The 20,707-nt window shown below is 57.8% G+C and carries 18 protein-coding genes; 6 read left to right on the top strand and 12 right to left on the bottom strand.

The window, feature by feature from the left end; all coding sequences use genetic code 11:
• Positions 1 to 8: 8 nt before the first annotated feature.
• Positions 9 to 596, top strand: coding sequence for a TetR/AcrR family transcriptional regulator (locus G583_RS0102460; protein WP_022869612.1), 588 nt, complete (start codon positions 9 to 11; stop codon positions 594 to 596).
• A 162-nt stretch (positions 597 to 758) separates the two neighbouring features.
• On the opposite strand, the gene G583_RS0102455 is transcribed toward G583_RS0102460, so the two are convergent.
• The 3 genes from G583_RS0102455 to G583_RS0102445 are packed head-to-tail and all read right to left on the bottom strand — an operon-like array spanning position 759 to position 3,582.
• The gene (locus G583_RS0102455) at positions 759 to 1,631 is read right to left on the bottom strand and encodes a DUF4097 family beta strand repeat-containing protein (RefSeq protein WP_022869611.1); all 873 of its coding nucleotides are present in this window, start codon (positions 1,629 to 1,631) and stop codon (positions 759 to 761) included.
• The gene (locus G583_RS0102450) at positions 1,628 to 2,314 is read right to left on the bottom strand and encodes a response regulator (protein WP_022869610.1); all 687 of its coding nucleotides are present in this window, start codon (positions 2,312 to 2,314) and stop codon (positions 1,628 to 1,630) included. Before G583_RS0102450 ends, G583_RS0102455 begins: the two co-directional genes overlap by 4 nt.
• Positions 2,302 to 3,582, bottom strand: coding sequence for a sensor histidine kinase (locus tag G583_RS0102445; RefSeq protein ID WP_022869609.1), 1,281 nt, complete (start codon positions 3,580 to 3,582; stop codon positions 2,302 to 2,304). The genes G583_RS0102450 and G583_RS0102445 overlap by 13 nt, the downstream gene beginning before the upstream one ends.
• Positions 3,583 to 3,719: 137 nt before the next feature.
• Here G583_RS0102445 and G583_RS0102440 point away from each other — a divergent pair, with 137 nt between their 5' ends.
• Positions 3,720 to 4,214: a DUF3237 domain-containing protein gene (locus G583_RS0102440; RefSeq protein WP_022869608.1), complete on the top strand. Its 495-nt coding sequence runs from the start codon at positions 3,720 to 3,722 to the stop codon at positions 4,212 to 4,214.
• Here G583_RS0102440 and G583_RS13775 read toward each other — a convergent pair.
• Positions 4,211 to 5,335 carry a DUF418 domain-containing protein gene (locus G583_RS13775; RefSeq protein WP_084677210.1) on the bottom strand — a complete coding sequence of 375 codons (1,125 nt, stop codon included), beginning with the start codon at positions 5,333 to 5,335 and terminating at the stop codon, positions 4,211 to 4,213. The genes G583_RS0102440 and G583_RS13775 overlap by 4 nt on opposite strands.
• Positions 5,336 to 5,490: 155 nt before the next feature.
• On the opposite strand from G583_RS13775, the gene G583_RS0102430 reads away from it, so the two are divergent.
• On the top strand, positions 5,491 to 7,209 hold the full coding sequence (locus G583_RS0102430) for a gamma-glutamyltransferase family protein (protein ID WP_022869606.1): 1,719 nt from the start codon (positions 5,491 to 5,493) through the stop codon (positions 7,207 to 7,209).
• Positions 7,210 to 7,283: 74 nt separating this feature from the next.
• Here G583_RS0102430 and G583_RS13770 read toward each other — a convergent pair whose 3' ends face one another.
• Genes G583_RS13770 through G583_RS0102415 form a run of 3 tightly spaced genes read right to left on the bottom strand, consistent with a single transcriptional unit; the run spans position 7,284 to position 12,343 of the window.
• The gene (locus G583_RS13770; protein ID WP_022869605.1) at positions 7,284 to 10,790 is read right to left on the bottom strand and encodes a 2Fe-2S iron-sulfur cluster-binding protein; all 3,507 of its coding nucleotides are present in this window, start codon (positions 10,788 to 10,790) and stop codon (positions 7,284 to 7,286) included.
• Complete coding sequence (locus tag G583_RS0102420; RefSeq protein WP_022869604.1) at positions 10,787 to 11,041, bottom strand: sarcosine oxidase subunit delta; 255 nt, start codon at positions 11,039 to 11,041, stop codon at positions 10,787 to 10,789. Before G583_RS0102420 ends, G583_RS13770 begins: the two co-directional genes overlap by 4 nt.
• Positions 11,042 to 11,068: 27 nt before the next feature.
• Positions 11,069 to 12,343 carry an FAD-dependent oxidoreductase gene (locus G583_RS0102415; RefSeq protein WP_022869603.1) on the bottom strand — a complete coding sequence of 425 codons (1,275 nt, stop codon included), beginning with the start codon at positions 12,341 to 12,343 and terminating at the stop codon, positions 11,069 to 11,071.
• Positions 12,344 to 12,649: 306 nt separating this feature from the next.
• Between G583_RS0102415 and G583_RS0102410 the strand changes: the two genes are divergently transcribed.
• Positions 12,650 to 13,207 (top strand): hypothetical protein, encoded by a 558-nt coding sequence (locus tag G583_RS0102410; RefSeq protein ID WP_156832034.1) that lies wholly within the window; start codon positions 12,650 to 12,652, stop codon positions 13,205 to 13,207.
• Here the strand turns inward: G583_RS0102410 and G583_RS13765 are convergent.
• The 3 genes from G583_RS13765 to G583_RS0102395 form a co-directional block, all read right to left on the bottom strand.
• Positions 13,162 to 14,628: an amidase gene (locus tag G583_RS13765; protein WP_022869601.1), complete on the bottom strand. Its 1,467-nt coding sequence runs from the start codon at positions 14,626 to 14,628 to the stop codon at positions 13,162 to 13,164. The two genes, G583_RS0102410 and G583_RS13765, sit on opposite strands and share 46 nt — an antisense overlap.
• A 53-nt stretch (positions 14,629 to 14,681) precedes the next feature.
• The gene (locus tag G583_RS0102400) at positions 14,682 to 15,050 is read right to left on the bottom strand and encodes an iron chaperone (protein WP_022869600.1); all 369 of its coding nucleotides are present in this window, start codon (positions 15,048 to 15,050) and stop codon (positions 14,682 to 14,684) included.
• A gap of 127 nt (positions 15,051 to 15,177) precedes the next feature.
• Entirely contained in the window at positions 15,178 to 16,401 is a 1,224-nt protein-coding gene (locus tag G583_RS0102395) for an amidohydrolase (protein ID WP_245540561.1), read from the bottom strand.
• 205 nt (positions 16,402 to 16,606) lie between these two features.
• Here G583_RS0102395 and G583_RS0102390 point away from each other — a divergent pair, with 205 nt between their 5' ends.
• On the top strand, positions 16,607 to 17,968 hold the full coding sequence (locus G583_RS0102390; protein WP_022869598.1) for an aminomethyltransferase family protein: 1,362 nt from the start codon (positions 16,607 to 16,609) through the stop codon (positions 17,966 to 17,968).
• Between the two features lie 59 nt (positions 17,969 to 18,027).
• Here the strand turns inward: G583_RS0102390 and G583_RS13760 are convergent, their stop codons facing one another.
• Positions 18,028 to 19,221, bottom strand: coding sequence for an NAD(P)/FAD-dependent oxidoreductase (locus G583_RS13760; protein WP_022869597.1), 1,194 nt, complete (start codon positions 19,219 to 19,221; stop codon positions 18,028 to 18,030).
• 2 nt (positions 19,222 to 19,223) lie between these two features.
• A complete protein-coding gene (locus tag G583_RS0102380; protein WP_022869596.1) occupies positions 19,224 to 19,544 on the bottom strand; it encodes a 2Fe-2S iron-sulfur cluster-binding protein in 321 nt (106 codons plus the stop codon).
• 131 nt (positions 19,545 to 19,675) lie between these two features.
• Here G583_RS0102380 and G583_RS13755 point away from each other — a divergent pair, with 131 nt between their 5' ends.
• Complete coding sequence (locus G583_RS13755) at positions 19,676 to 20,644, top strand: LysR substrate-binding domain-containing protein (RefSeq protein WP_022869595.1); 969 nt, start codon at positions 19,676 to 19,678, stop codon at positions 20,642 to 20,644.
• Positions 20,645 to 20,707: the final 63 nt, after the last annotated feature.

The following is a 20,707-nucleotide window of genomic DNA, read 5'->3' as shown; positions in this document are numbered from 1 at the left end:
TTGGCTCCATGGCAGTACGTAGTGAAGCAAGTCATAAAGCGGTTCTTGATGCAACGATGGAGCTCCTCGACCCAGAGAGCGGGGAGGGGGTGTCGGTGCAGAAACTGTCGATTGAGCGAATAGCTCGAGTGGCCGGTGTCAGTAAGACCACGATCTATCGGTGGTGGCCCAGTAAGGTTGCGGTCGTCATTGATAGTTTCGTAGCCAGCCATATTGCGCGTACTCCCATACGCGAGGATTTGCCAGGAATCGAAGCATTGCGCGAACATATGGGGGCGCTAGTAGAGACCTATGCGACCCATGAGGGGCGACTTGTTTCGCAACTGATCGCTGAGTGTCAGCACGACCCCGGCGCAATGGATGAGTTCAAAGAACGTTTTTGGCATAACCGGCGTGATGCGGCTGTCTCGATAATCCGGCGTGCCCAAGAAGAAGGGGATATTTGGGCGGAACTGGACCCCGTCGGCGTCGCCGATTTAATCTACGCCCCGATTTATTTCCGCTTACTGTTCCAGTCCGGGCCGTTGGAGAAAGCGTGGAGCGACCGGGTACTAGATCTGGCATTAGCTGGTTTAACCCCGCGTGAGAGCGCCTGAGAGCGGTTCGCTGTTTTTGTGTCCGGGCTTTGTGCGAAAGGTTATTTCGCAGCCGGGGGGATAACCATCTAGGGCAGAACCTAGCAAGCGATTATGTTTTGCAGGTTCTGCCCTAGGACGCTCAATGATTGAGCCTATTCAGTTGTTCTATAGGCCGTGCTGTTACTGCTGTGTGGCGGGTTCTCCTGGACGCAGGGTCGCGCCGCCTGCTGACAGCTCCACGAAAACCTTATGGTTCGAGTCCGAGCTGGTTTGCAGTTGATTGTCTAGGTCGCCGGCGCTGATCTCTGAGGTGACCGCGTATTGGGTATCCGGCAGGGTCAGATCGAACTGCCCCGCGCTGACCTCGGTGTTGACAGTGTCCGGTGCGCTGCCGGTGAGTTCGGTGGTCAACCGTCCGGCTGACACCTCAAACTCGGCGGTCTGGACGTCGGCCAGATTGAGGTTGGCGCTGCCGGCACTCAGCTGGGCATCCAGCGCGTTAGCCGAGCCATTGACGGTGGCTTCCCCGGCGCCCAGTTCTACTTCGAGATGATCAAAGTTGCCGTCGGCAATGAGCCGCCCGGCTGACAAATCCATATCGGCGTTGAGGCTGCCGTCATTGAGTTCTTCCGGAAGGGTCAGGGTGACACGGTTTTCTTCGAAGTTGCAGTTGAAGAAGCACCAGTTGAACCACTGATCCGGGGCGGTGACTAACAGCTCGTCGCCTTCGCGGCGCAACTGCCAGTTTTCCGCATTCACGCCGTCGGTGCGCAGTGTTGCTTCGGTGACATCACCAAATGCCAGGTTGAATTCCGAAGCGTTGGCCTCAATATTGACGCCGGTGATGCCGGTCGTATCGGCCGTTAGGTTAGCTGATCCTCGATTGAAGTTTATGGTAGAGGAGAACACCGCGGTCGCGGCGACCACCAGGAGGGTGAGCCCGCCGATGATGGCGATGAGGATCATGATCGGTCTGGTAGCCGGGGAGCGTGGGGGTTGGGGCGTATGCAATGGGGCGTTGCCCGAGGTCTGAGAGGTGTCGTGGATACTCATGGCTGTTCCTGTCTGGACTGCGGGCCGGACTGTGGCCCCTGATTTTCTATGTGTGCCAGGGCAGCAAGCACGCGGCGGTTCCCGGTGCCATCGGCTTCAAGTTCGAGTTTTTGGAAGATCGCGGTGATGTGTTTCTCCACGCTGGCCGCTGACAGGTGCAGCAGGGCCGCAATGGCCTGATTCGATTTCCCTTCGGCCACCGCTGCCAGCACGGTGCGCTCGCGGGCGGTGAGCCGTTGCATGCGGTCGTCGTGATGATTTCTGCTCAAGAGCTGTGCCACCACTTCCGGATCCAAAATGGTGCCGCCGGCTTGGATCTGTTGTAGCGATTCCACAAAGTCAGCGACATCCGCCACCCGGTCTTTCAACAGGTAGCCCAGTGCCGGACTGTGCGCGGAAATCAGCTCGGATGCGTAGCGTTCCTCAACGTACTGGGACAGCACCAACAATGGCAGGTCGGGGTAGGTGTGCCGAATCTGCAGTGCTGCCCGAATGCCTTCGTCCGTGTAGGTGGGTGGCAACCGAACATCCAGGATCGCAAGATCTGGCATATCGGTTTGCAACGTGGAGATCAGATCGGTCGTATCGGGTAATGCGGCAGACACCTGGTGTCCTGAATGCTCCAGGAGCCGGACCAAGCCTTCGCGTAACAGCACGGAGTCTTCACAGATTAGGATGCGCATGGCACGTTCACCTCCAGGGCTGTTGGACCACCGGCAGGACTGTCGATGGTGATGGTGCCACCTGCGGCAACCACCCTGTTGGTTATGCCGTCGAGTCCACCACCGGGCAGTACTTTGGCGCCACCGGTGCCGTTGTCTTCGACTCGAGCCCACAGGTATGGTCTGCCGTTGTTGTCTTCACGCAGCCGGACGCTCACCCGGGCTTCGGATGCTCGCGAGTGCTTGGCCGCATTGGTCAGGCCCTCGGCGATCGCAAAGTAGACGGCGGCTTCTGCATCCCGGTCGTACCGGTGGGGGAGGCGTACATCCAGGTTGACCGGAATGTGGGATCGCCCGGCCACCGCCGACAGTGCAGCATCCAAACCTCGATCATCGAGTACCGAGGCGTAGATGCCGCGGGTCAACTGACGTAGCTCGGTAATCGCTGCTTTGGTGGAGGTGTGGGCTTCATCCACGAGTTCTTTAGCCTGTTCGGGGTTGTCGTCGATCTGTTGCTTGGCGATGCCCAAGGTCATGCCGACTGAGACTAAACGGGGTTGGACGCCGTCGTGCAGATCGCGTTCGATGCGGGTTCGTTCTACGGCAGCGGCACGCATGGCGCCTTCGCGCTGCACCGTGGTGGTCCGTACCCGTTCGGTCAGATCAGACTCTCTGGCGGTTGCGCCGATGATTGCCACCGAAATGGCGCGGTGGAGGAACACCATGCCCACCACCACGCCAGCACATAGTAGGGCCAGCGCCACGAGCCAGGCAACCTGGGAGGCCTCGATTTCCATGTTGAAGGGTGCAGCAACCACGAAGTCCGCATTCGATGCCGGAGTGAACACACCGGCCGCGAAGTGCAGCATGGCCTGAAAAGCGGCCAGGGTCACGGCACCCATGATGGATGCGAGCAGGAAGTTCCCAAGCGCCGCCCACATACGACCATTGGCGAGGTTGCTGCCCAACGATTTGAGGTAGCCGCCGAATGTCTGTTGGATTCGTGGCCGCCACGTCAACGAGTGGGCCGGCAGTTTGTAGAGACTGGCAATGCGTTCGATTTCGAACCAGGCAAGCCCGAACAGTGTGTAGAGCACGCCCAGCAGGATAATGAGACCAAGACCAAGCACGAATAGAAATCCGACGCCGGCGCCGATCGCACCGCCAAGCAGTCCGATGATTACCCAGCCAAATGAACCCATCACGGCCAGATGAAGCAGTGTCAGGCCCAACCGTAATGGTGGGCGTTGGGCTGTGTGAGCCGCTGGGGGAGCTGTTGTTGAAGTCATGCTTTAACAGTATGGTCCCGTACGACAAAGCAACACCGAGGAACCCGGACACTTTGATTATGGAAAACCCGAAGATTCAACCTCGAGGTTGAGTCCCAGGCGCTGTAGGTGGGACTCATCCGAGTAAGGTAATCAACATGACTACTGCATCGGACAACACCACACCCCAGGCGCCAGATCTCGAATACTTCGGCACACTGCATATTGAAGTGGCCGCACCGGTGGAAGTTGGGCATACTCATGCCGGCCAACGCCGGGTCATTCCAATAACCGGGGGTACGGTCACCGGGCCAAAGGTATCGGGCAGGATCCTGAATGCCGGTGCGGATTTTCAAGTTATCCGAAGTGAAACGGAATCTGATCTTGATGCACGTTACGTGATGGAATTCGACGATGGCGCACGCGTGTTTGTCACTAATATGGCCTATCGGACCGGTGCCGCCGAAGATATTGCTGCCATTGCTCGGGGCGACAAGGTTCCGGCCCAGCGCATCTATTTCCGCTGCGCCCCACGGTTTGAGGTTGCCGATACCGCTGAGACTTCGTGGCAGTGGTTGGAATCCACCGTGCTGATTGGTTCAGGACGGCGCGAACCCGAGGCCGTCATTATTGACCTGTGGATCGTACGCTAGCGAGTAAGGCGTGGTGGCCAGCGGAGCAGCCGTTCCAGTGGGCCAATACCCAGGTGTCGCCACCACAGATGTGCTGCGGCAATAAAGAACACCGACATGATCGCGATGGTGAGATACCCTTCGACCACGTTGTGTGGACCAGGCCGCACCAGCCACGCAAGCATGAACAGGTGTGCCACATAAATCGTCAGGGCCAGGCGTCCGGCTGAAACCAACCAGCCCAGCCGATGCACAACGACTTTTTCACCCCGTAGGAACATACCGATCACCAGCACCGCGCTGCCGCAACCCGAGATCATCCACAGGGGCATTTGGGAATGCGGTTCAGCTGACATCAGGCGGTCCCAACCGTATTCCGAGTCTGGGAAACCGAAGTTCATGACCAGGTATAACCAGGCCAGCATCGGGACCGTCGTTGCTACAGCACCCCAGCCGATGAGCCGATGTTGCACTGCTGTCTCCGAAAGAGCCAGCCGCCCCAAAACGAGGCCGAGCAGAAACGGTGCGAACCACACTGCCAACGGATAAGCGCCGGTCAGCAAGGTCGCGTGCACCATGGTCCACAGCGGATCGGTCAATGCCGGGGCCATAAAATCAAACGTCGTTGCGGTCTGCTGCTGCAGATACAGCCAGACCACCGGTCCAGCTGCCAGACTCACAAGCGCCAGCGCCGTTACCAACCAGGTGGGGGCTCGCAGCAGCGGCAGGCCACAGAAAAACAGCACTCCGTAGTAGGTCAGAATCACGCTGATATCGTGATCGAGCATTTGGAGTGCTGCACCGCTCAAGATCAACAGTGTCGCCCGCCAGACGATGGTCTGCCACGGCAATGGGGCACCTGTTGTGCGCGAGCGCTTGGTCATCAGCGACATCCCGATGCCCGCTAGGATCATGAACAACAGTGATGCTCGGCCGTGGGGCAGATCGTAGATGAGTACGGCCAGTTGGGTTTCGCCGTCTTCTTTGCGGGGGCCCACATTAACGGCCAGCATCCCAATGATGGCAAGCGCCCGGGCTGCGTCCAGGCCATGGAGCCTGTGTGACTTACCGGCGCTGCGATCTTTGGTATTGGAGACCGGAGCTTGAGGCATATGCGGGTTCTGGTTTCGTGTGGAGGGCATCAGGATTGGAAGTCTAGGGGCTTTAGTTTCATGCTAACTGGACACGCGATATGTTTTGGCTTGACCAGGCCAAACACGCCGATACGAATAAAATAGGGCTGATGCAGTCGTGTTACTGTGGCCCAAGTTATGCTCTGATCGGAAGGAACCCGTCTATGTCGAGGCACCTACCGAAAACGCGGTCTCGTTTTCGTGCGCTCATGTCCATGACGTCGGTGGCGGCACTGCTTGCCGTAGCCGGTTGTGCTGACGAAACGGAAGAACAGGACCCGATCCCCCCGCCAACCCCGAGTGAGTCAACGCCTGCGGAAACACCCTCTGAAGAACCCACAGACCAGGATGAGGAGGCCGAAGCCGCTGCTGAATTGAACCAGCAAGGTGTGGCCGCAGCCCATCCGGAAGCGGTTGAGGCCGGGATGCAGATTCTGGAAGATGGTGGCAACGCCGTGGATGCCGCGATCGCCACGTCCTTTGCGATCAGCGTGGTCGAACCCTATGCCTCGGGTATTGGTGGAGGTGGTTCCACCCTGCTGGCCAGTCCAAGCATGGAACCGGTGGGCTATGACTACCGTGAGGTCGTGGCTGAAAACGGTGAGATCCCAGACTCCGGTACCGGCGTGCCCGGCATGGTTGATGGCATGGCCACCCTGCACGAAGAACACGGCAGCATGGAATGGTCCGAACTTTTGGCGCCGTCTATCGAATTGGCCGAGGAGGGTTTTGAAGTCACCGAACTGTTAGCGCAGCGGTTTGAAAGCGACTGGGGACCGGCTTCGATCTCCGGGCTTAGTCACTTTCACAGCTGGGGGCAGCCACTGGACGCTGGTGACACTCTGGTCCAGGAAGAGCTCGCCGAGACGCTACGAACGATCGCCGATGAGGGTGCCGAAGCCTTCTATACCGGTTCGATCGCCGATGAACTCTCCGAGGTCGATGGCCTCGACGCTGAAACCCTGGCCAACTATGAAACCAAAGAAGCCCCACCGGTCAGCGGCCCATTCGGCGACTATGAATTCGTCTCGGCCGCACCACCACTGCCAGGCGCTGCCGTCGTCCAGCAACTCCAAATAGCCGAATCCTTAGGAGCCGGTGACTCGGCACCCGGATCGGCCGACTACATCGACCAAACGTCCCAGGCGTGGCAAACCGCGAATCAGAGCGTGAGCGATCATTTCGGGGATCCTGACTTCGTCGATGTGCCAACCGATCAACTCACCGACGCTGAAGCCAATGCGAATTCGGCTGAACCTGCCTCGGCACAGCGACCAATGACCGAGGAGGGTGAACGCCCAGAAATCGAAGCGGGCAACACCACACACGTGACCGTGGTCGATGAATCCGGGCTCACCGTCTCGATGACCAACACCCTGACCAGCTTCTGGGGTGGCAATGAATCTGAGTACGTGGGCGGGTTTTTCCTCAACGACCAGCTGTCACGATTCGACGCGATCGATACCCCTTCCAACCAGCCTGAGGCCGGGCGGAAATCCGTCAGTTGGTCTGCACCCTCGATGGTCCTGGACGATCAGGGACGCGTTGTGATGGGTATTGGTACTCCGGGTGGTCACCAGATTCCAAATATCCTGACCTCCGTCATGGTCCCGTGGGCACTGCATGATGCACCCCTGCAAGAAGCTATCGATGCACCGCGCCATAGCCTGCAGGATGGTGTGCTGGCCATGGAACAAGAGCCCAGCGCAGAAGTTTCCGACCTGATCGATGACCGCGGATGGGAAGCCCAGGTCACGACTCGTGCCGATGCGGTGTTCGGTTCGGTCCAAGCACTCGAAATCAACTATGAGGACGGCAGTGTCATCGGTGCTCAGGACTCGCGCCGTGACGCCGACTTTGCGGTCACCGACGTCGAAGAATAACTCACGTTGTCTTCAATAGCACAGTAAAGTGGCCGGCCCCATTTCGGGACCGGCCACTTTTTGGTGGTTCTTGATTAGCCTGCGCTGAACCCTACTGGTTCGATGCGGTATTCATTACCGGCATCGAGCAGTGTGTTCCACAGGTACTGACCCGATGACCGCTCGCAGTGCAGCACGTAACTACGCTGCCCCGAGAGATCATTGCGGGCAATATCGGTGACCACACCGGCTACCGAACTGCGCAGTGCTGCCCCATTGGGCACCATATCGTCGGCGAATTCCAACGAGCACAGCTTATTGAGCACTTCAGCCGACTCGTCACCGGTGAGCCGGAACATGGCTCGTCCGTGGGTAAGATCCACGGCCGTGGTCAGCTCGTCGCTGTCGTCACCAAGTTGTTGTAGGTCAGCCAGCGCGCTGGCTTGGGAATCGACCTCGGAAATCACGTGCCACTGGCCCGGACCGGAACCAATGACTAACGTGCCGCCTTCAGCCTGATAGGTGCGACCGAAGTGGGTTTGTAGTTTCTGGGCAACCGCACCATTGGCCTGACTGCGGACCTCAATCTTGGCCAGTGCCGACTGATCCTCGAGCGTCAGTGCTGCCGTCGATGGCTGGGCGCTGACTTCCCAATCACCAATCCGAGTCGTCGCTGCGCCTAAGGCAACCGGACCGCGTGCAACCGGTTCGGCAAATCTACCCATCGGCTGCGGCACAGTGTCATTGTCCAGCCGGGTACCTTCGGCATCAACCGCAGACATTTGCGACGTGACTTTGGCCTGGATGGTGGAACCATCCGGAAGCCGCACATTGACGATGGTTCCCGGTTCAGACAGTGAGATATCGACTTGTGCCAAACAGATCGACCGGTTCAGGGTTGGGGAGTGGCGACTCGAGGTGATTCGTCCGGCAATCTTGCCGTTGTCTCGAATGATCTGACTTGCCTCGGTCGGCACAACGGTCGGATCCAGCGGCTGCAGTGGCACCAGTCGGGCACCGGCTTGTTTCTGTTGTTGCCACAACAGTTCCGGTTTGCCAACGAAGTCGTCTTTATCCAGTTTGATCGCCCAGTCCAACCCGGCGCTATAGGCCTGGGTGAGGCCGTCGGTATCTTGGCCAACAATGAGGTGACCGCTTTCCAGACGCAGCACGCGCTGAGCTTCGATGCCGAATGGTCCAACACCCAGATCCTTGCCGGCTTCTAACAGGGCTTCCCACACGTGCAGACCATAGGCGGCCGGGACGTGGATTTCATAGGAGAGTTCCCCGGTGAACCCAATGCGCCACAGAATGGAGTCGGCAACGCCAGCGACCGTGCCGGTGCGCACCTGCATGAACTTGAATGCATCGGCTGACAGGTCGACATCGGTCAACCGTGACAGCAGGGTACGGGAATGCGGTCCGGCGATATTGATACTGGTGTACGCGGTGGTTACCGGTGTTGCATGGACCTGCCATTCTGGGCGGTAGGCCTGCAACCATTCTTCAATCCAGTCCCAGACACGACCCGCGCCACCGGAGGTGGTGGTGAGCAGGTAGTGGTCCTCGCCCAGGTGAGCGGTGACGCCGTCGTCCATGACCACGCCGTCTTCGGACATCATGGCACCGTAGCGGACCTTGCCGATATCCAGTTTGGACCACTTATTGGTGTAGAGCAGGTTGAGCAGCTTCGGGACATCCGGGCCGCGCAGATCGATCTTGCCCAGCGGGCTGACATCGATAATGCCGACCTGTTCGCGGACCCTGCGGACCTCTGCTTCGGGGTCACCGTAGTGTTCTGGACGAATCCAAGCACCGGCGACCATCGGAGTGGCACCGTGAGCATCATGCCACGGCTGGATCGAGGAGTACCGGACCGGATCATAGTTGCGACCGGCCAGGGCACCCAGCGTGACCGGTGCGTACATCGGACGCCACGTGGTCGTGCCGGTTTCAGCGATCGTTTTTCCGGTGGCTTCGGCAATGATCGCGATGAAGTTCATCAGCTCGATCTTGCCCTGTAGCGGCCCCATGGTGACCGTGGTGAAACGCTTGACCAGCTCTGCTGAGTCATAGCCTTCCTCAACGGCTGAGACGAGATCTGCCGAGGTGATGTCTTCGGAGAAGTCCACATACCCGTGGGTTGAAGAGCGATACACTTCGGGGTGCTCGGGAAGATGCAGCGGGGTGATGTCCGGCAGCTGGGCTTGCGCCAGGCCATCCTGGTCACCCGCTACGGTTGGAGCCGAGGCGATCTTTTGACCGCGTTCGGTCAGCGCATGTGCTGCGGCGCGTGCCCCAACGGATGCCGCGTGATCGATCAGTTCTTGGGCGGTGCCGTCACCGGCAATACCACCGGCCGCGTATACGCCTTCTTCGGTGCCACCTGGCAAGAAGCGTGCAGACCGTGGTTCGTAGTACGGCTTATCCCCGGACATGTTCAGCAGCGAGGTTGGAGCGGTCCAACCCACCGCGGTGACCAGCAGATCAGCATCCACGCGCTGACCGGTGGACAGTTGTACGGACTGGAGTTGTCCGCGACCGCGGGCTTTCACTACGGTTTCACCGGCGCGAGCATCAACAACCGCTGCAACATCCACACCGGCTGCTCGGAGATCAGCAACTACGGCGTCGCCTTCGGGGTTGGCGGTCAGCACGACCGCACGCTGACCCGGACGAACCGAGTGCAGGTTTATCAAACGGCGGACCGCGGTGGAGAGCATGACGCCGGGCAGATCGTTACCCTCAAATACGTAGGGGCGTTCGATGAGACCGGCGGCCACCACCAGGCTGCGAGCCCTCGTCTTGATGATGCGCTCATGCATGCCGGGTTTCGGTGAACGCTGGACAACGGCCATCCAGTTATCGTCATAGCGAGCTGCAACCGTTGAGTTGGTGAGCACCCGAATATTGGTGGTCGATTCGACCTGGGAGCGCAGCTGGCGTGCCAGATCGCCGTCGGCCCAACGCAAGTGGCCGCCCAGTTCGTGGTCTTCTTCCACGAGCATGACCGAAGCACCGGTTTCGGCAGCTGCCAGGGCGGCTGACATCCCGGCGGGTCCACCACCGGCGACTAATACATCGGTGTGTGCGTAGCGTTTTTCATAGGTTTCTGCTGGCCGTTCGTCGGCGACGACACCGCCGTGGACGAAGCCGCGCAGAACCTTCTGATATAGCGGGCGCAGGAAATCGGGTTTCATGAAGGTCTTGTAGTAGAAACCCGGACCCAAAAACCGACTGCCCAGCTGGTTGATTGAACGAATATCGTATTTCAGCGAAGGCCAGGTGTTCTGGGAGCCGGCGTTCATGCCGTTTTCAATGCGACGGTGTGCCCCACGCACGTTGGGTTCGTCATCGATCTGCATGATTGTGCCCGGATCGTGCAGTGAACCGGTGAGCACACCGCGGGGGCTGTGCAGTTTCATACTGCGCGAGAAGACGCGTTCTCCGGCGGCCGCGAGTGCCGAAACCACTGAGTCACCCTCATAGCCGGTGTAGGACTTGCCGTTCCAGGTGAAGGTGACGCGCTTGGAACGATCAATCACCTCGTTGGGCTGGGTTGGCAGGCGCTGCGGCTGGTTGTTGTGTTCAGAGGATGTCATCGAGGGTCTCCTTCGGAACGGATGGCTTTATTGGCAAAGGTGTCGCGGTGCAGGGTGAAGAATTGTCGGCAGCCTGCCGAGTGGAACCACATTTCTTTCACAACGCCCCAGTGGTTGCTGCGGAAGTAGAGGTAGTCGTGCCACTGTTCCATCGTGGTGGTGGCGACATCTGGACGTGGCGGTTTTTCGCCGTGTTGTTTGAATTCCGTGGCATTGCGTAGTCCGCACCACGGGCAGTTAATTTGCATCATAGTGAAGCTCCTTGAGGTGAGACGGGTTTAGTGACCTACCGCGGCGGCGCCTTTTTCGCCGACCAGCTGGCCGGTCGAGAAGCGCTCCATGCCAAAGCCTTTGATCAGTTCCGGGGTTTTCTCGGTGGCGATCAGTGCCGCCATGGATTCCCCGGCGACTGGCCCGGCCTTGAAACCGTAGGTGCCCCACCCAACATCTACATAGAAGCCATCGACCTCGGTCCCGCCCATGATGGGGGAGTAGTCCGGAGTCATGTCACACAGGCCCGCCCACTGGCGCAGCAGTCGCATTTTGGACAGCGAAGGCATCAGGCTCAGCACGTTGGTGGCCAGACCTTCGACGAACTCCAGGGTGCCGCGCATCGAATACGATGTAAATGGATCGACACTGGCACCGAATACGAGTTCACCGCGGTCGGTTTGGCTCACATACACGTGCAGGGTTCCCGAGACCACGACGGTGCCCAAGAACGGCTTGACCGGTTCGGTGACTGCCGCCTGCAGCGGCGACGTGGTAACCGGCATACGCACACCGGCCATATCGGAAATCAGTGAAGCCCAACCAGCGGTACAGTTGACCGCAGTCTCGGTGGCGATGCGCCCCTGTGAGGTCTGCACCCCGGTGACTTTGCCGCCTTCGACGTCAATGCCGGTCACTTCGGTGTGCTGAATAACGTGCACGCCCATTTCGTGTGCGGCACGAGCATAACCCCACACCACAGCATCGTGGCGAATGGTGCCGCCCGGTGGGTGGTAGAGCGCACCCAGTACCGGATACCGGGTGTTTTTGGAGACGTCAATGTAGGGGACGAGTTCTTCAACTTCTGCGGGACCGATGACCTCGGAATTGACACCCTGGGCTTTATTGACCTCGGCGCGCCAGCGCATGGTGCGCATGCCCCCGTCGTCGTGGGCCAACGACATGTGGCCCATCTGAGCAAACATCAGGTTGAAGTTCAGCTCCCCGGAGAGCTCTTCATAGAGTTTCAGCGAGCGATCATAGAAACGCACGCCTTCTGGGGTGAGGTAGTTGGACCGCAGAATCGAGGTATTGCGGCCGGAACCGCCGCCTCCGATATAGCCTTTGTCGATCACAGCGATATCTGTGATGCCGTGGTTTTTTGCCAGATAGTATGCGGTGGCGAGGCCGTGGAGACCACCGCCGATAATCACCACATCGTAACTGCTTTTCATCTCAGGCTGGGACCAAACCTCGGGCCAGCCTTCCTGGGTAAGGCCCTTGGAAAACAGTTGGAATGCCGAATAGCGGGAACGTTTTTTGCCGGAATGTTGTGTCGTCATGACGCGTATCAAGTCCTTTATACGAGCGTGCTCGTAGAGGTTGCGTTTCGTGTGAACCAATCTTGAATTGTGGGCTGCGTTACAGTTAGTTTCAGGTTGGCATCCGGGATGTTCCCGGTCAAGGTTTGGTAAATAGCCTGGTGACGCGTCGTGTTAATCTCAATACACAGCTCCTAACTACACTTCATGACTCCAAAACTTCGCTGTATTCTGGCTTTTTAGTGCGCAATGGGTCCGATCGTTTCGGAATCAGAATCGATCCTGAGCGAATCAAAAATGCGACGGGACGTTCGCTACAGTAAGAGCATGCAGCAATGGTTGAGTTTCAGGGCACCAAGCTTGGTGGCGGTCGGCATCTTGGCCGGCGGACTGCTGGGGTGTGTCAACGAGTCCGAGGAACGCGAGTGGATTGACGCAGCCGAAGCGCGCGAGGGCAGTATCGCCACCATGCAGCTTATTCGAGACTTGGTGCCCGACGATGTTGTCGATACCACCCGGCCGCTGCCCGAGCTAGCAGACCACGATGCTGCACCACGGGTCTGTCAGGGCATTGAGACCGGCAATGCTGGTGCCGCGCTGTACTATCCCGGTGAAACGCTGGTGCCGTTGGCTGACGGAACCGATGCAGCGGAAGTTATTGATGACCTCGTCAATGTGCTGCATGTCGAGCACGGTTGGCGGCTCGCCACGAATATGTCGGTCACCGAAGACAAGGCCGGCACCGAGCAGGGTTTGGTGACCGAGGATGCCTACATGGTGGCGTTGCGCAGCGTCGAGGATGGTGGGACGCAGTTAGAAATTTCTGCTTGGAGTGCTTGTTATAACGAGGACGCTGACACCGGGGTCAACGACGGAAATTCATAACGTTGTAGTGCCAAACCGATGCGCACTGCCCGATGTTCTTGGCCGGGACCAGAAATCAGCGAGATGCTCATCGGTAACCCACTGCGTGATCCAAGCGCGGTGGGAACGGTCACCGCAGGAAACCCGGTAAAGTTCCACAGCGCAGTAAATAAGGTCATTGGGTCTTCTCCGCCAACCGCTTGATCGGCATCATAACCACTGCCGCGTTTGGGTGCCGGAATCGCCTGGGTTGGCTCCAGCAGCGCATCAATGCCGTGGCCCCGGAACCAGTTGCGCCAACGGTCGGTGGCCTCGATGCGCGCATGCTGCGATGCTAAATACTGGCTGACGGACATCTCGGGTGCCCCAAACGCCAAAAAGTCTCGCGTACTGCCCCGATACAGTTCCTCGTGTTCCGCATAGCGGGCATGGTAGCTGCGCGCCTCGGCCAACAAAATGGTGTCGTAGTCGGTTTTATTCATCTCCACCGGAGCCGACAGTTCCACGATCGTTGCGCCCAATCGCTCACACGCTGCACGAGCGTCGTCCACGGCTTCAACAACATCGTCGTCAACCAGGTCGATCATAGTGCGCTGGGTAACTGCAATGCGCGTGCCGGCCAGCGGCCGTCGGCTCAAATCCGGCTGGGTGGCTAAGTTTAGGCTCGGGTCGCCCCATCCCATCCACGGAAGCCCTGCCATAGGAGCCTGACTCATTTCATTGAGCAGCAGCGCACAGTCAGCTACGGTCCGAGCCATAGCACCGACATGATCAAGTGTTGGTGCAAGTGGTATGACCCCGGTCGTGGGCACTTGATTGAAGGATGGTTTAATGGCCGCAATCCCGCACAGTGACGCGGGAATGCGAACCGATCCGGCGGTGTCGGTGCCCAGGGCTGCCGGGACCATGCCGGCGGCAATGGCAGCAGCCGATCCACCGCTTGACCCGCCGGCGGACTTGTTGAGATCCCACGGATTGCCCACCTGATCGGTTGAACCACCGGCCGCAAACTCATGAGTGTGGGTGTGCCCCAACAACACCATGGATTGTGCTTCCAAATGCTCAACGACCGCCGCGGATCGTTGTGCAATGTTGTGCTCGAGCACACGAGAAGACGCCGTTACAGGTAGCTGTGCAACTGGAAAAAGATCTTTGGCGCCCCAGGGAATCCCGCACAGTGCTGGTGCGCTGTCCGCTTCGGTTCTCAGCCGCTGATCGGCGGCTATGGCCTGCTGTCGACCACGTTGGGGATACACTCGCGCCCAGGCATTAATCGATTGCTCATCGCCATCAAAACTTGGTTCGCCACCATTGCGTTGCGCAATACGGTCAAGCTGAGCCTCTAGGAGTTCAACCGCGGTGAGCTCCCCGCAGCGCAGCGCGTGGGCGGCATCGATGACGGATAAATCCGCGGCATGCGCGGGCGGATTATGGGATTTCATAATCGCACATTAGCACCCCGGCGCGAACGATAGGTGGTTCAGGCTACAATCCGTTAGGCCCAGAACGTTGTTGAACCCTTTTTGAATTCAATGCTGCGCTCGATGATGTCACTCAAGAGCGCATAATCGATCTCTTGGTTCCATTTGATCTGGAATTTCATCTTCGTGTGCCCATAGCCGGTCTGGATGATGCGATCGAGGAATTCGTGCAAAACGGCCGTTTCGGGTGCAATCGAAACATACTTTGCGGCTGCACTGAAGCCGATAATGAATGTTTGGTTGTGAAGCATCATCGGCTGATTCCATTTGATCTCAAGGTTCAGATCCGGAAAGTTCGCGGCCACCCACTCAATGAGGTGCTGCATGCTGTTTCGATGCTCTTGGTTCGGGACGGTTTCCAGGTATTGCTGCAGCGTATCCATGAGCCCAGTGTACTGCGGGATAGCTCGCTGGCAGAGACTGTCGAGTCAGATTGTTGCGGTCACCCGTTGAGGGTCTCTTGACGGTGGCTCATAGACGGCGTTGGGGCCGTGGACGATATCGTCGTTGCTACGGTGCAGCGAGGTAGGCCAGTGCGGCTACCACGTGTGTTTGGATTCCGGTCTCTAGCGTCGGGTCAATGTCCGGTGCGAAAGCCGGCGAATGATTTGCGGGGATGTTTTGGGCAACCGTGCCTTCGGCAACCGCCTGACGATACTTTTCAGCCTCAACGGAGCCAATCACCCAGTAGGTATACGGGATACCAAATGCATCGGGGAGACGGCTGAAGTCTTCAGACGCGGTGTATGGATCGGTCTGATAAACGGCTTTGCTGCCAAAAAATTCCGTGAATGCTTCGGTCACCTTTGCATTGACCTCAGCATCATTCGTGGTCAACGGGAACTGGTCATAGTAGGCAAACGCTGGGTCCAGCGGTGACCCAGCGGCTTGGCACATACCGTGCACAATACGTTCAATGGATTTCATGATGCGCTCGCGTACTGCCTCGTCGTAGGTGCGCAGATTCAATAAGAGTTCCGCGCGATCGGGGATGATATTCGACTTTGTTCCCGCATTGAGCGCACCAACGGTCACAACCGCGAATTCACCAGGATGGGTTTCTCGCGAGACGATGGTTTGCAGCTGCAGCACAATGGAGGAGGCCAGTACTACCGGATCAATACTGTTGTGCGGCATCGATCCGTGGGCGCCTTGTCCGTGCACGGTTATTTTGAGGGAATCCCCGGCAGATAAAATCGGTCCGGCGCTGGTGCCGATGGTGCCAGCTTCAGTGGGCATGACATGTTGTGCCAGGGCAACCTCGGGGCGCGGGATCTTCTCGACCAGACCATCATCCAGCATTGCTTGGGCTCCGGCAGCGATCTCCTCGCCCGGTTGGAACACGGCAATATAGGTTCCTGCCCAGGCCTGCGGCTTGGCAGCCAACACTTTCACCGCGCCCAACAGCGTGGCCACATGCATATCGTGGCCGCAGGCATGCATGACACCATCTATCTTCGATGCGTAGTCCAACCCGGTTTGTTCGGACAGTGGTAAGGCATCGGTGTCTGCGCGGGCCATGATAGTGGGCCCGTCACCGTTGCGTAGCACGGCGACCACACCAGTGCCGCCGATGCGCTGAACTTCTATATCCAGTGTGTCCAGCTCGTTGTTTATTCTTTGTGCGGTGTTATGTTCCTGCATGCTGAGTTCAGGTTGCAGATGCAGATCGCGATACAGGGCTCGTTGTTCAGCGAGCAGTTCATCCAGTTCATGCAGTATGTCTACGGCCAAGGAAACCTCCCGTGGGATCAGCAAAGACATCGGGTCAGCCGGGACGCTCACCCGTGGACTTGGCTTCAGTGTATCGACCCCCGCTATCGATAGCGCATCCGAGCTGCAGGTGCGTTACAACCGCACCGCGATGTGCTTTTCAAAGTGAGCTAGCACGCAGATACTGGGAGTGTGGCCGCAGCGTCAAGCATTACAAGGAGTGTTCATGTCCAAGAATCTTGAAGAAGCCATTCAGCAGGCCGGCAGCGCCGTCAATCTGTTGTGGGAGGCCCAGACACCACCGTCGGTCGTTCCGCGGCTGGCCCCAGAATTTTCGAACTGGCGAGATGAACAACTCGCCTGGCGCAAAACAGCAGTCATCTACGACCAGTCGCACCACATGGTCGATCTCAACCTCAAAGGCCCCGACGCCCTGCGCCTGATCAAAGACCTCGCCATCAACTCGATGGAAAACTTTCCCGTTGACAAGGCCAAACAATTCGTCGCGGTGAACTATGACGGCTACATCATCGGAGACAACATCCTCTTTCATCTCGATGAGAACGAATATCGTGCGGTTGGCATTCCGCCGTCGATCAACTGGATGCAGTATCACGCCGAAACTGGTAACTATGACGTCGAAATTCGCCGCGACGACAGCTCCGCGGTCCGCCAAGGACCACCAGAACTGTACCGCTATCAGCTCCAAGGCCCCGGCGCTATGGAAGTGCTGGCCGAGGCCATGGGCGCACAACCGCCGAAGCTCAAATTCTTCAACATGACCACGGTGACCATCGCCGATAAGCCCGTGCGCGTGCTGCGTCACGGCATGGCGGGGGAGCCCGGTGTTGAAATTTGGGGACCGTGGGAGCATCACGACGCGGTACACGGTGCCATCTTGGCCTCCGGGAAACAGCACGGCCTCGTCCAGGTCGGTGCACGCGCTTATCACACCAACGCACTAGAATCAGGGTGGCTACCGCGACCCCTGCCTGCCATTTATACCGGTGAACGACTCGCCGACTACCGTCGGTGGCTGGATGACAACGCCTACGAGACCATCTCGCCACTGGGTGGGAGCTTTTATTCCGAAAACATTGAAGACTACTACTTCACACCGTATGAACTCGACTACGGCAAGATCATTTCCTTTGACCATGACTTTATCGGTCGTGACGCCCTTGAACACACGTCAGCAGAGGGAGCCCGTCAGAAAGTGACCTTGGTGTGGAACGGTGACGACGTCGGCAAAGCGTATGCCTCGATGTTTCAAGATGGCCCGGGCGCGAAATTCATCAATCTGCCGATGGCGCTCTATGATACATTCCATTTCGACCGGGTCGAGGTCAATGGACGGACCATTGGGCTGTCCACGTGGACGGGATACTCCGCCAATGAACGGGCCATGCTCTCCCTGGCTGTGGTTGATCCACAATTTGCGGAACCGGGAACCGAAGTGGTGGTGAAATGGGGTGAAGACACCCCATCGTCGAAGTTGCAGGTCGAAGATCACGTGCAGGTGCAGATCCGTGCAACGGTCCAACCAGCTCCACTGACGGAATTCGCTCGCACTACATATCGCGCATAACCACCCGGTGCATAATGGGCGGTGATGGGAATTTCCCGTCACCGCCCATTACTCTGACATTAGCTCGCTACTTGAGACGCCAGATGCGTTACCGAGGCTGCGAGCGTTTTCCTGGCCTTCATGTGAGGGCCAGGAGCGTTGATAGTTTCAACTGCTACCAGACGATCGTCTCGCAGACGCTCAACGACTAGCTTTCCTGTGGCCTCATCGTGCTGTACAACTCTTGTGTCGTCGTCAGGAAGTGCCAGACCTGCAATCTGTACGCGCTGGGTTCCCTGAATACTCCAGAACCACGGGAGCGCCTGATAATCTTCCAGTGAGCCCTTTGTTATGACCGAGGCGACGTGTCGTGCTTGGTCAGTCGCATTTTGGACAGATTCCACACGCATAGTGCTGTCTGCATAAACGCTTGGAAAGACGGCGCAATCGCCAATAGCAAAGATACTGTCATCGCTGGTCCGAAGTTGTTCATCGACAATGATCCCTGCATCGGTCACCAGACCCGCTTGAGCTGCAAGCTCATCGCGCGCCGTAGCTCCAACCGAAACTACTACGCGCGCTGCAGCTATACGTTCGCCATCTTCCAGCTCTACTGCGGCGACTTTATTGTTTTCGCCAAGGATAGCTCGTATTGAGGTACCGCACCGGATGTCGACACCAAGCTGTTGATGGTGTTTGGCTAATGCCTCAGCGGCTGGGCGACTCAGCACACGTCCAAGGATTTGTGGTGCGACTTCCAGAACGGTGACTGAACCGTGGCGGGCGGCTTCAGCTGCCACCTCAAGATTCAAGAATCCGCCGCCGATAAAGACCGTATGCCCACCGTTAGTGAAACATTCTCGCAGGGCATCGGCATCTTCCACCGTGCGAACGGAATGAAGCCCAGATAATTCCTTGCCGGGCACCATGAGATCACGGGGTTCCGAGCCTGTTGCGATGATTAGCCAACGGTATTGGAGTCTTTTGCCATTGTCGAGGACGACGACTTTTTGTTCACGATGCAGTTGAGTTACTGCCACACCAAAGTGCGTTGTGATCTGTTGATTGCCCAGCGCCGCAGTTGAACACAGTGCCAGGTCAGATATATCCTCGGTGCCTGCAAGATAGCCTTTCGACAGAGGCGGACGCTGATACGGGACGTGACCTTCTGCTCCAATGATGTGAATCTCTTGGTCCCATCCCTGGTCGCGAAGCGATAGAGCGGCTGTGACGCCTGCTTGTCCAGCTCCAATGATGACGACATTAGTAGTCATTTCTACACCTGACTTTCTGGCAGTCGTACTGTGATCTGGTTGAAGTGCGTCTCGGCGGATAACTGACATCCGAGTCGGCTATTTGGCAACTGTTCATCAGCAGTGCACTCGAGCATTTCTTCTTCGTCTTCGCTGATCTCGGGAAGTTCGCCCTCGACGTCTTCGACGTATACGTGACAGGTTGCGCACATGGCTTGGCCACCACATTCACCAACGATTCCTGATACAGAATTCAGGATGGCGGTGCGCATAACACTCTGATTCGCGGGGGCTTCGACGGTCTCTTCGGTTGCATCCGGGTGTACAAAAGTAATCTTAGACATCTTTGATTCCTAACTCTTTGGTCGAATATTGTCCGCTACCTTCGATTATGATCTAAGTCATACCCGTACGGAAGCGGGAATAATCGTTTTATATCCCCGGGTAACCCGGGGATAGGAAGTGGAGTGTTGGCATGGTGGATGAGCATTTTGAACAACCAGCATCGTCATTGCGGTTTACGTTGCGACAAGTTGAATGCTTCCTTGCGGTTGCAGAAGCCGGTTCAATTGCAAAAGCAGCCATCTTGCTTAGCGCTTCCGACTCAACGGTGGCCGATGCGATCTCGGCGATGGAAAGGTCTTTGAGGGCAAAACTTTTTCAGCGGAGGCGATCGCACGGCGCCACACTGACTTCGGATGGCCGAACGGTCCTGCCGCTTGCACGGCGGATCCTTGCGGATGGCGCCGAGCTGACTGCTGCGGTTGGGCGCGACGCGGGGGCGGTGGTTGGTCCTGTTCGAATCGGTTGTAGTCCAACGCTTGCTAGCCTGATCCTGCCGCAGTTGATCGTGGAAGTCGGTCATCGGTTCCCGGGAATTGAGCTTGAGTACCACACGGATGATCTGGCGCCGATGATTGCAAAAATCGAGAACTCAGAATTGGACCTCGTAGTTTCCTTCGATATAGATGTTCCGCCGGAATTTGAAAATGTCCAATTGTCAACGACCCGAGCAATGTTGGTCGTCGCCTCTGATCATCGTCTAGCGGATCGGGAATCTGCTTCGCTTAGTGAAGTAGCTGATGAAGATATGGTTCTGCTCGACATTCTGTCCAGTCGAACCCATACGTTGGAGCTGATGTCCGCCCGGGGAGTGACGCCTCGGATTAAGTATCGCACTCCGGACTACGAGTTATGTCGCTCTCTTGTTGGTAGAAACTTGGGGTACACGCTTTTAATGCGCCGACAGGTCTCCAGGGACACCTGGGACGGCAAGCAGGTTGTGTATTTGCCCATCGATCCTGCTCCGCGAGCGGTGGGCGTTCAGATGAGTTGGAAACTGGAGACCATCCCGCCGCGCGTTAGGGCAGTGGTTGATTGCGCGCAGTCCATTAGCGCGGACCTCGTTGGTGCCATGGATAAAGGTGACGAATCCTCGTTGTAAGCGTGGAAGTTACACGGAAAATACCGCTTGTCACGCGGTGTCAAGAGTTTGCAGAATGAGCAC

Source organism: Yaniella halotolerans DSM 15476 (assembly GCF_000420805.1).
Classification (GTDB): domain Bacteria; phylum Actinomycetota; class Actinomycetes; order Actinomycetales; family Micrococcaceae; genus Yaniella; species Yaniella halotolerans.
The sequence above is the reverse complement of the archived record's forward strand: the minus strand, read 5'-3'. Positions and strand labels throughout refer to the sequence as shown.

Coding starts and splice junctions, on each gene's coding strand:
- G583_RS0102460 (WP_022869612.1), top strand. CDS start 9: ATGGCAGTACGTAGTGAAGCAAGTCATAAAGCGGTTCTTGATGCAACG.
- G583_RS0102455 (WP_022869611.1), bottom strand. CDS start 1,631: ATGAGTATCCACGACACCTCTCAGACCTCGGGCAACGCCCCATTGCAT.
- G583_RS0102450 (WP_022869610.1), bottom strand. CDS start 2,314: ATGCGCATCCTAATCTGTGAAGACTCCGTGCTGTTACGCGAAGGCTTG.
- G583_RS0102445 (WP_022869609.1), bottom strand. CDS start 3,582: ATGACTTCAACAACAGCTCCCCCAGCGGCTCACACAGCCCAACGCCCA.
- G583_RS0102440 (WP_022869608.1), top strand. CDS start 3,720: ATGACTACTGCATCGGACAACACCACACCCCAGGCGCCAGATCTCGAA.
- G583_RS13775 (WP_084677210.1), bottom strand. CDS start 5,335: ATGCCCTCCACACGAAACCAGAACCCGCATATGCCTCAAGCTCCGGTC.
- G583_RS0102430 (WP_022869606.1), top strand. CDS start 5,491: ATGTCGAGGCACCTACCGAAAACGCGGTCTCGTTTTCGTGCGCTCATG.
- G583_RS13770 (WP_022869605.1), bottom strand. CDS start 10,790: ATGACATCCTCTGAACACAACAACCAGCCGCAGCGCCTGCCAACCCAG.
- G583_RS0102420 (WP_022869604.1), bottom strand. CDS start 11,041: ATGATGCAAATTAACTGCCCGTGGTGCGGACTACGCAATGCCACGGAA.
- G583_RS0102415 (WP_022869603.1), bottom strand. CDS start 12,343: ATGACGACACAACATTCCGGCAAAAAACGTTCCCGCTATTCGGCATTC.
- G583_RS0102410 (WP_156832034.1), top strand. CDS start 12,650: ATGCAGCAATGGTTGAGTTTCAGGGCACCAAGCTTGGTGGCGGTCGGC.
- G583_RS13765 (WP_022869601.1), bottom strand. CDS start 14,628: ATGAAATCCCATAATCCGCCCGCGCATGCCGCGGATTTATCCGTCATC.
- G583_RS0102400 (WP_022869600.1), bottom strand. CDS start 15,050: ATGGATACGCTGCAGCAATACCTGGAAACCGTCCCGAACCAAGAGCAT.
- G583_RS0102390 (WP_022869598.1), top strand. CDS start 16,607: ATGTCCAAGAATCTTGAAGAAGCCATTCAGCAGGCCGGCAGCGCCGTC.
- G583_RS13760 (WP_022869597.1), bottom strand. CDS start 19,221: ATGACTACTAATGTCGTCATCATTGGAGCTGGACAAGCAGGCGTCACA.
- G583_RS0102380 (WP_022869596.1), bottom strand. CDS start 19,544: ATGTCTAAGATTACTTTTGTACACCCGGATGCAACCGAAGAGACCGTC.
- G583_RS13755 (WP_022869595.1), top strand. CDS start 19,676: ATGGTGGATGAGCATTTTGAACAACCAGCATCGTCATTGCGGTTTACG.